General features: G+C 64.4%; 6 protein-coding genes and 1 pseudogene. 3 read left to right on the top strand and 4 right to left on the bottom strand.

Annotated elements, in window-relative coordinates:
• Window positions 1-938 precede the first annotated feature (938 nt).
• A complete protein-coding gene (locus AC07W0_RS25010; protein WP_102618438.1) occupies window positions 939-1,712 on the bottom strand; it encodes an L-iditol 2-dehydrogenase in 774 nt (257 codons plus the stop codon).
• 268 nt (window positions 1,713-1,980) lie between these two features.
• Here AC07W0_RS25010 and AC07W0_RS25005 point away from each other — a divergent pair, with 268 nt between their 5' ends.
• The 3 genes and pseudogenes from AC07W0_RS25005 (at window position 1,981) to AC07W0_RS24995 (ending at window position 4,432) form a co-directional block, all read left to right on the top strand.
• Complete coding sequence (locus tag AC07W0_RS25005; protein WP_102618439.1) at window positions 1,981-2,919, top strand: AraC family transcriptional regulator; 939 nt, start codon at window positions 1,981-1,983, stop codon at window positions 2,917-2,919.
• A 44-nt stretch (window positions 2,920-2,963) separates the two neighbouring features.
• Window positions 2,964-3,349, top strand: a pseudogene (locus AC07W0_RS25000) (outer membrane protein OmpK); the annotation flags it as partial.
• Window positions 3,350-3,403: 54 nt separating this feature from the next.
• Complete coding sequence (locus AC07W0_RS24995) at window positions 3,404-4,432, top strand: purine-nucleoside phosphorylase (protein WP_102618440.1); 1,029 nt, start codon at window positions 3,404-3,406, stop codon at window positions 4,430-4,432.
• Window positions 4,433-4,480: 48 nt separating this feature from the next.
• On the opposite strand, the gene AC07W0_RS24990 is transcribed toward AC07W0_RS24995, so the two are convergent.
• The 3 genes from AC07W0_RS24990 to AC07W0_RS24980 all read right to left on the bottom strand — a co-directional run bounded on the left by AC07W0_RS24990 (window position 4,481) and on the right by AC07W0_RS24980 (window position 6,499).
• The gene (locus AC07W0_RS24990; RefSeq protein WP_102618441.1) at window positions 4,481-5,440 is read right to left on the bottom strand and encodes a quinone oxidoreductase family protein; all 960 of its coding nucleotides are present in this window, start codon (window positions 5,438-5,440) and stop codon (window positions 4,481-4,483) included.
• Between the two features lie 30 nt (window positions 5,441-5,470).
• The gene (locus tag AC07W0_RS24985; RefSeq protein WP_017849167.1) at window positions 5,471-5,644 is read right to left on the bottom strand and encodes a DUF1427 family protein; all 174 of its coding nucleotides are present in this window, start codon (window positions 5,642-5,644) and stop codon (window positions 5,471-5,473) included.
• A 90-nt stretch (window positions 5,645-5,734) separates the two neighbouring features.
• Window positions 5,735-6,499, bottom strand: coding sequence for an AraC family transcriptional regulator (locus AC07W0_RS24980; RefSeq protein ID WP_046383065.1), 765 nt, complete (start codon window positions 6,497-6,499; stop codon window positions 5,735-5,737).
• Between the last annotated feature and the right edge of the window lie 32 nt (window positions 6,500-6,531).

Below are 6,531 nucleotides of genomic sequence, written 5' to 3'. Positions count from 1 at the left end.
AGTTTTGCTGCCTGACAGTCCGCTATCGCAGCCTCGCTGAAGCTCGACAGCTCCCACAAGGAGACCGCGCTGCGGGCCGACATGGTGATCTACTGTGGGAGGTGTCGAGCCCCGGCGAGGCTGCGACGGAGCCGGTACTGCTGACAGTTTTGCTGCCTGACAGCCCGCTATCGCAGCCTCGCTGAAGCTCGACAGCTCCCACAAGGAGACCGCGCTGCGGGCGGACATGGTGATCTACTGTGGGAGGTGTCGAGCCCCGGCGAGGCTGCGACGGGGTCGGTACTGCTGATATTTTTGGCGCCTGACCGTCCGCTATCGCAGCCTCGCTGAAGCTCGACAGCTCCCACAAGGAGACCGCGGTGCGGGCTGACATGGCGATCTACTGTGGGAGGTGTCGAGCCCCGGCGAGGCTGCGACGGGGCCGGTACTGCTGACATTTTTGCCGCCTGACCGTCCGCTATCGCAGCCTCGCTGAAGCTCGACAGCTCCCACAAGGAGACCGCGCTGCGGGCAGACATGGCGATCTACTGTGTGAGGTGTCGAGCCCCGGCGAGGCTGCGACGGGGCCGGTACTGCTGACAGTTTTGGCGCCTGACCGTCCGCTATCGCAGCCTCGCTGAAGCTCGACAGCTCCCACAAAGGGACCGCGCTGCGGCCGGACATGGCGATCTACTGTGGGAGGTGTCGAGCCCTGGCGAGGCTGCGACGGGGCCGGTACTGCTGACAGTTTTGCTGCCTGACCGTCCGCTATCGCAGCCTCGCTGAAGCTCGACAGCTCCCACAAGGAGACCGCGCTGCGGGCGGACATGGCGATCTAGTGTGGGAGGTGTCGAGCCCTGGCGAGGCTGCGACGGGGCCGGTACTGCTGACAGTTTTGCTGCCTGACAGCCCGCTATCGCAGCCTCATGCTCGCTCCCACATGTTGATCGGTGTATGGCCTAACTCATCCAGTTCCCGCCATCGACGTTGTAGGTCTGGGCGACGACATAGTCGGCGTCCTTCGACGCGAGGAAGATCGCCATACCGGTGAGGTCTTCAGCGGTGCCCATGCGTCCGAACGGCACCTCGTCGCCTACCCGCTGCTTCTTCTCACCCGGCGCCAGGCCTTCGTGCTTGGCGAACAGTGCGTCCACCCCGTCCCAATGCTCGCCGTCGACCACGCCCGGGGCGATGGCGTTGACGTTGATGCCCTGCTTGATCAGGTTCAGCCCCGCCGATTGGGTGAGGCTGATCACCGCCGCCTTGCTCGCGCAGTACACCGCGACGAGCGGCTCGCCACGCCGCCCCGCCTGGCTGGCCATGTTGATGATCTTGCCGCCGTGGCCCTGGCGGATCATCTGCCGGGCCGCGGCCTGCAGGGTGAACAGGGTGCCGGCGACGTTGATCGAGAACAGCCGCTCGACACTCTCGCGGGTGATGTCGACAATCGGCGCCAGATCGAACAGCGCCGCGTTGTTGATCAGAATATCCAGCTGGCCGGCATGGGCCACCACGGCGGCAATCGCGGCGTCGATCGACGCCTGGTCGGTGACGTCCATTGCCACCGCGTAAGCCTGCGGGCCCAGTTCGGCTGCTGTGGCCTGGGCCCGCTGCAGGTCGATATCGGCGATGGCAACCGTGGCGCCTTCATGGATATAGGCATGGGCAAAGGCGCGACCGATGCCTCGCGCCGATCCGGTGATCAGCGCGCTCTTACCTTCCAGTCGTTTCATGGGGTGCGTGTCCCTCGGGCATTGATGGGGGATAACCGGCGCGGTTGATCTCGTGCTCGGCGGTGTCCACCACTTGTTTTTATGGTCGAGGGTCGATTACAGCAGCTTGGCCGGGTCCTCACAAACCCGTGGCGAATGCCCGATCGATACTTTTTTAACCGTAGGCCCGGGATCAAAAAAGTATCAGTGCCGGGCGAAAGCTTCGGTAGCGCGGCTGTCGCCAACACGCGTATTTTGGCGCAATTCCCCAAGTACAAGAGGCATCACCATGCCCATCAGCCGCGCCGAGTTGTTCGAACACCGCCCCGCGGAACTCGAAGTGATCCTGCCCGAGCCGGAACACTGTTTTCGCTGGTTCGAACATGACTACCCCTACGAACTGGCGCGCTGGAATCACCACCCGGAATTCGAGATCCACCTGATCCGCCAAGGCAGCGGCAAGTTGGTGGCGGGCGATTACATCGGCGCATTCGGTGCCGGGCATGTTGCGCTGATCGGCCCGGACCTGCCCCACGACTGGATCGGCGACCTGGCCCCCGGCGAACACCTGAACGGCCGCGATGTGGTGCTGCAATTCGACGGCAGCGCCCTCCTCGCCCTGCGCAAGACCCTGCCGGAACTCGGCGACGTGCAGCCGTTGTTCGAACAGGCCCGGCGCGGCCTGGCATTCAGCGGCGAAACCGCCGTGCAAGCGGCCCGCCTGCTGGAAGACATCGGCAGCGCCCACGGCCTGCAACGCCTGATCCTGTTCCTGCAACTGCTCGACACCCTCAAGAACGCCCCGCCGCCGCAGGTGAAGGCCCTGGCCAGCCCGTGCTATGCGCCGACCCTGGACGCGCGCAGCGCCGAGCGCATCAACAAGGCGTTCGACTACCTGATGCGCGAATTGACCGGCGATGTGCGCCTGTCGGTAATCGCCCGGCAACTGGAGATGAGCGAAGCGGGCTTCTCACGCTTCTTCAAGCGCAACACCGGCCACGGCTTTATCGACCTGATGCGCAAGTTCCGCATACAGCGGGCGTGCCGGCTGTTGCTGCAAAGCGAGCTGTCCGTGGCGGCGATCTGCTTTGAAGTGGGCTACGCCAACCTGTCCAATTTCAACCGGCACTTTCGCATCGAGATGCACCAGACGCCCAGTGAATATCGGCGCGAAACGGCCATGCACCTGTTCCAGCGCAGCGAAAAAATGACACCGCGTCAATACTGACCCCAAGAACCCGACATTGATCGGCAGCCAGGACATCAGTCTTAGGTCGCAAGGATTGTTTCGAACGGAAGGGTTATATCGACGTGTCGAAGATTCTCGGCATCGGTAACCGTAATGACAAAGGCGCATGGGATCATGGCTCGCCGCTGTTCATCGAGCACGAACCACGGATCTCCATCGACGATCCGGCGGCGCGCAGCCTGGCCATCGGCGCGGTCAAGGAATGGTACGCGGCCTTTGACTGGATCTACGACCACGGCAGCACGATGGCGCCAGCAATGAATACGCGTGGGACGGCCACCGTGCGCAGCTGAAATACATCGTGCCCATCCGGCAGTTGAACGACGGCGCCTCACTGACCTATATCGGCTTCACCAACTACGATTTCGGCAAGGACCTGCGCAAGGAAAACCCGGCGCACACCGCTAACATGCTGGGGTTACTACGCCGGCGTAGGCTACCAATTCTGATCAAGGAGTTTTAGATGAGTCTGTTTACCCGTGTCTCGCTGGCCGTCGGCCTGGCGCTGCTGCCCCACCTGGTACTGGCGCAGGCGCCTGCGCCGATCAAGCCCAAGGTGATGCTGATCACCATGTTCGCCCCCGAGGCGCAAACCTGGATCGATCGCCTGGCGCTCAAGCAGGAAGTCCGCGTGCCGGGCTTGTCCGCCGAATACCCGGTGATTCGTTGCAATACCGAAGACGTCTGCCTGCTGGTGACCGGCATGGGCCAGACCAACGCCGCCGCCTCCACCCTGGCGCTGGCGCTGTCACCCAAATTCGACCTGCGCCAGAGCTACTTTCTGATCGTCGGGATCGCCGGCATCAGCCCCAAACACGGCACCCTCGGCACCACCGCCTGGGCGCATTACCTGGTGGAGTTCGGCACCCAGTGGGAAATCGATTCGCGGGACGCGCCCAAAGACTGGCCGACCGGCTACATCGGTATCAACACCAAGGGTCCGAACGAAAAACCGCCGCTGGACTACAAGACCGAAGTGTTCGAGCTGAACCCGAAACTGCAGGCCAAGGCGTTTGCCCTGTCGCAGAAGGTTGAGCTGACGGAAAGCCAGGAATCCAGCGCCTGGCGCAAACACTACCCTGCGGCACCGGCCAACCAACCGCCGCAAGTCACCCGCTGCGACACCCTGGCGGGCAACACCTGGTTCTCCGGCACGCGCCTGAGCGAGCGCGCCGAAGTCTGGACGCGGTTGCTCACCGACAACCAAGGCGAATACTGCACCACCCAGCAGGAAGACAACTCCACCTATGAAGCCCTGCTGCGCGCCAGTCGCGAAGGGCTGGTGGATATCCAGCGCCTGGCGGTGGTGCGCGCCGGGTCGGATTTCGACCGGCCTTATCCGGGCTACAGCGAGGTGGATAACCTGCTCAAATATGCGGACCAGGGCGGCTTCGTGCCGGCGCTGGAAAACCTGTACCGCACGGGCAACCCGTTGGTCCAGGCGATCCTGAAGCACTGGTCGGCGTGGGAAAAAGGCGTGCCCGACGCCTAGTCAAAAACCACCGGTGGGAGCGGGTTTGCTCTCACCTGTTCAAGCGCGTCAGGGCAGCAGGACGATCTTATCGGCGCTGCCCACATTCACCTCCTCGAAGCATTTCACACCCTCGGCCAACGCCACTTCGCGCAGGCCGCTCGGCAGCGGCAGCAACCCTTCGTCAAAGAAGTGCCCGAACTGCTCCAGCATCACCGCACATTGTTCGCAGTTGTAGAGCAACGAATTGATCCCCACCACCGAGCCGCCCTTGCGATACAGGGCCAGGGCCGGCAGTTGCACATGACCGTCGACCGGCGCGGCGATGATCGCGATGCGCCCGAACGGCGCCAGCCCCGCCACGGCGGCGGGCAACCAGAACCCCGTGGTGTCGAAGATCACATCGGCGCCGCCCTTGAACACGGCATTGACCTGCGCGTCCAAATCCTCCGGCTGGCCCAGGGTAATCGCGGCGATACCTTGCGCCTGCAACACTTCGGCCTGCTCAGGGCGTCGCACCGCCGCCAGTACCTGCGCCCCAAGGATTTTCGCCAAGGCCAACGCCGCACTGCCGACGGCCCCGTTCGCACCGATGACCAGCACCCGCGTGCCCTCGCCGACCGCGCTGCGCTGCAGGGCGTCCCACGCGGTGGTGTACGGCACACCGAGGCTGGCGGCCTGGGCAAAACTCAGGTGGCTGGGTTTGTGCGCCACGCCCTTGGCCGACACAGTGAGGTACTGGGCGTGGGAACCGTCGGCGAAGAAACCGAGGTCACGCCCGGTGCCCCAGACCGCCTGCCCGACCCATTCCTGCGGGCCTTCGACCACCACGCCGGCGAAGTCGCGACCGGGAATGCGCGGCAGCGTGGTGTAGGGAAAGCGACCGAGCACATTCTTCACGTCGCTGGGGTTGAGACCGGCGGCCTTGATCTGTACCAGCACGTCCCCGGCGGCGGGCACCGGGGTGGCGACGTCGACGAAACGCAGGGTGGAGAGGTCGCCGGTGGCGGAAAATTGCAGCGCTTTCATGAGCGGCATCCATCAAAGGGGAAAGGACATTCAGGACAACCAACCACTGACCAATTGACGCCCCATCGGCCACAGTTTTTCGCCGAGCAACATGCCCATCAGGCCTACCAGCGCGATGGCCGGCGGCGCGGGCGAGCGGAAATCCAGCGCACCGTAGATCACGCCGACGAAGAGGCCAATGGCAAGGGAGATCAAGTAACTCATGGGGGCAGCGCCTGGTGGTTGGATGGCGCTCAGTGTAGGAAGCCGCCACCCACCTCATCGGCCAAGTGCTTCAGGATTTCGGCCAAACCTTCAACCGCGGTACTGCGACGGTGCCACGCCGAGTTCACGACGGAACATGTCGCTGAAACTGCTGGGCGAGTAACCCAGGGACCGCGCGATCGCGCTGACTGACTGGCCTTGGATCAACTCAGCCACCGCCGTGGCCAGTTGCACCTGGCGGCGCCATTCGGCGAAGCCCATGCCAAGGTGGTTCTGGAACAGCCGCGCCAAGGTCCGCACACTGGCACCGGCGGCCTCGGCGTGATGCTCGAAGGGAATCGCCAGGGATGGCGCGGCCATCACCGCCTGGCAGGCATTGACCAGGCGGCGGTCGGCCTCCAGCGGCATGGCGATGCGGATTGACGCGCGGCGTGCGCGCTGCAGCTCCAGCAGGGCCAGGCCGACCACCGCGTCGTAATAGCCGGCATCGCCACTGTCGCCCTGCTCCACCAGGGTGACGATCAACTCGCGCAGCAGCCCGCCGACTTCAATCACCTGCACCTGGCTGTCCAGCGTCGCGGCCAGCGCCGGGCGCAGGTAGATATTGCGCATCTGCAAATCCGAGACCACGCGTATCCCATGTTCCACGCCCGGCGGCAGCCAGACGGCGCGTTGGGGCGGCACCACCAGCGCTTCGCGTGGCGTCTCGACCCACATCACCCCGCTCATGGCATAGAGCAACTGGCCCCAGTCATGCCGATGGGGCTCTACGTACCAACCACGCGGGTAGGTCCGCGCCAGCGGCTGCACGGGCACGGCGTGATCACTGAGGTCGGGAGGCGTGGCCAGGGCCATGGGGAACACATCCGGCAAGGGTGAGCGGCCAT

Source organism: Pseudomonas sp. GW704-F2 (assembly GCF_059423025.1).
The sequence above is the reverse complement of the archived record's forward strand: the minus strand, read 5'-3'. Positions and strand labels throughout refer to the sequence as shown.

Excerpts from the sequence above, each read along its gene's own strand:
- AC07W0_RS24995 (WP_102618440.1), top strand. The coding sequence starts at position 3,404 with ATGAGTCTGTTTACCCGTGTCTCGCTGGCCGTCGGCCTGGCGCTGCTG.
- AC07W0_RS25005 (WP_102618439.1), top strand. The coding sequence starts at position 1,981 with ATGCCCATCAGCCGCGCCGAGTTGTTCGAACACCGCCCCGCGGAACTC.
- AC07W0_RS24990 (WP_102618441.1), bottom strand. The coding sequence starts at position 5,440 with ATGAAAGCGCTGCAATTTTCCGCCACCGGCGACCTCTCCACCCTGCGT.
- AC07W0_RS24980 (WP_046383065.1), bottom strand. The coding sequence starts at position 6,499 with ATGGCCCTGGCCACGCCTCCCGACCTCAGTGATCACGCCGTGCCCGTG.
- AC07W0_RS25010 (WP_102618438.1), bottom strand. The coding sequence starts at position 1,712 with ATGAAACGACTGGAAGGTAAGAGCGCGCTGATCACCGGATCGGCGCGA.
- AC07W0_RS24985 (WP_017849167.1), bottom strand. The coding sequence starts at position 5,644 with ATGAGTTACTTGATCTCCCTTGCCATTGGCCTCTTCGTCGGCGTGATC.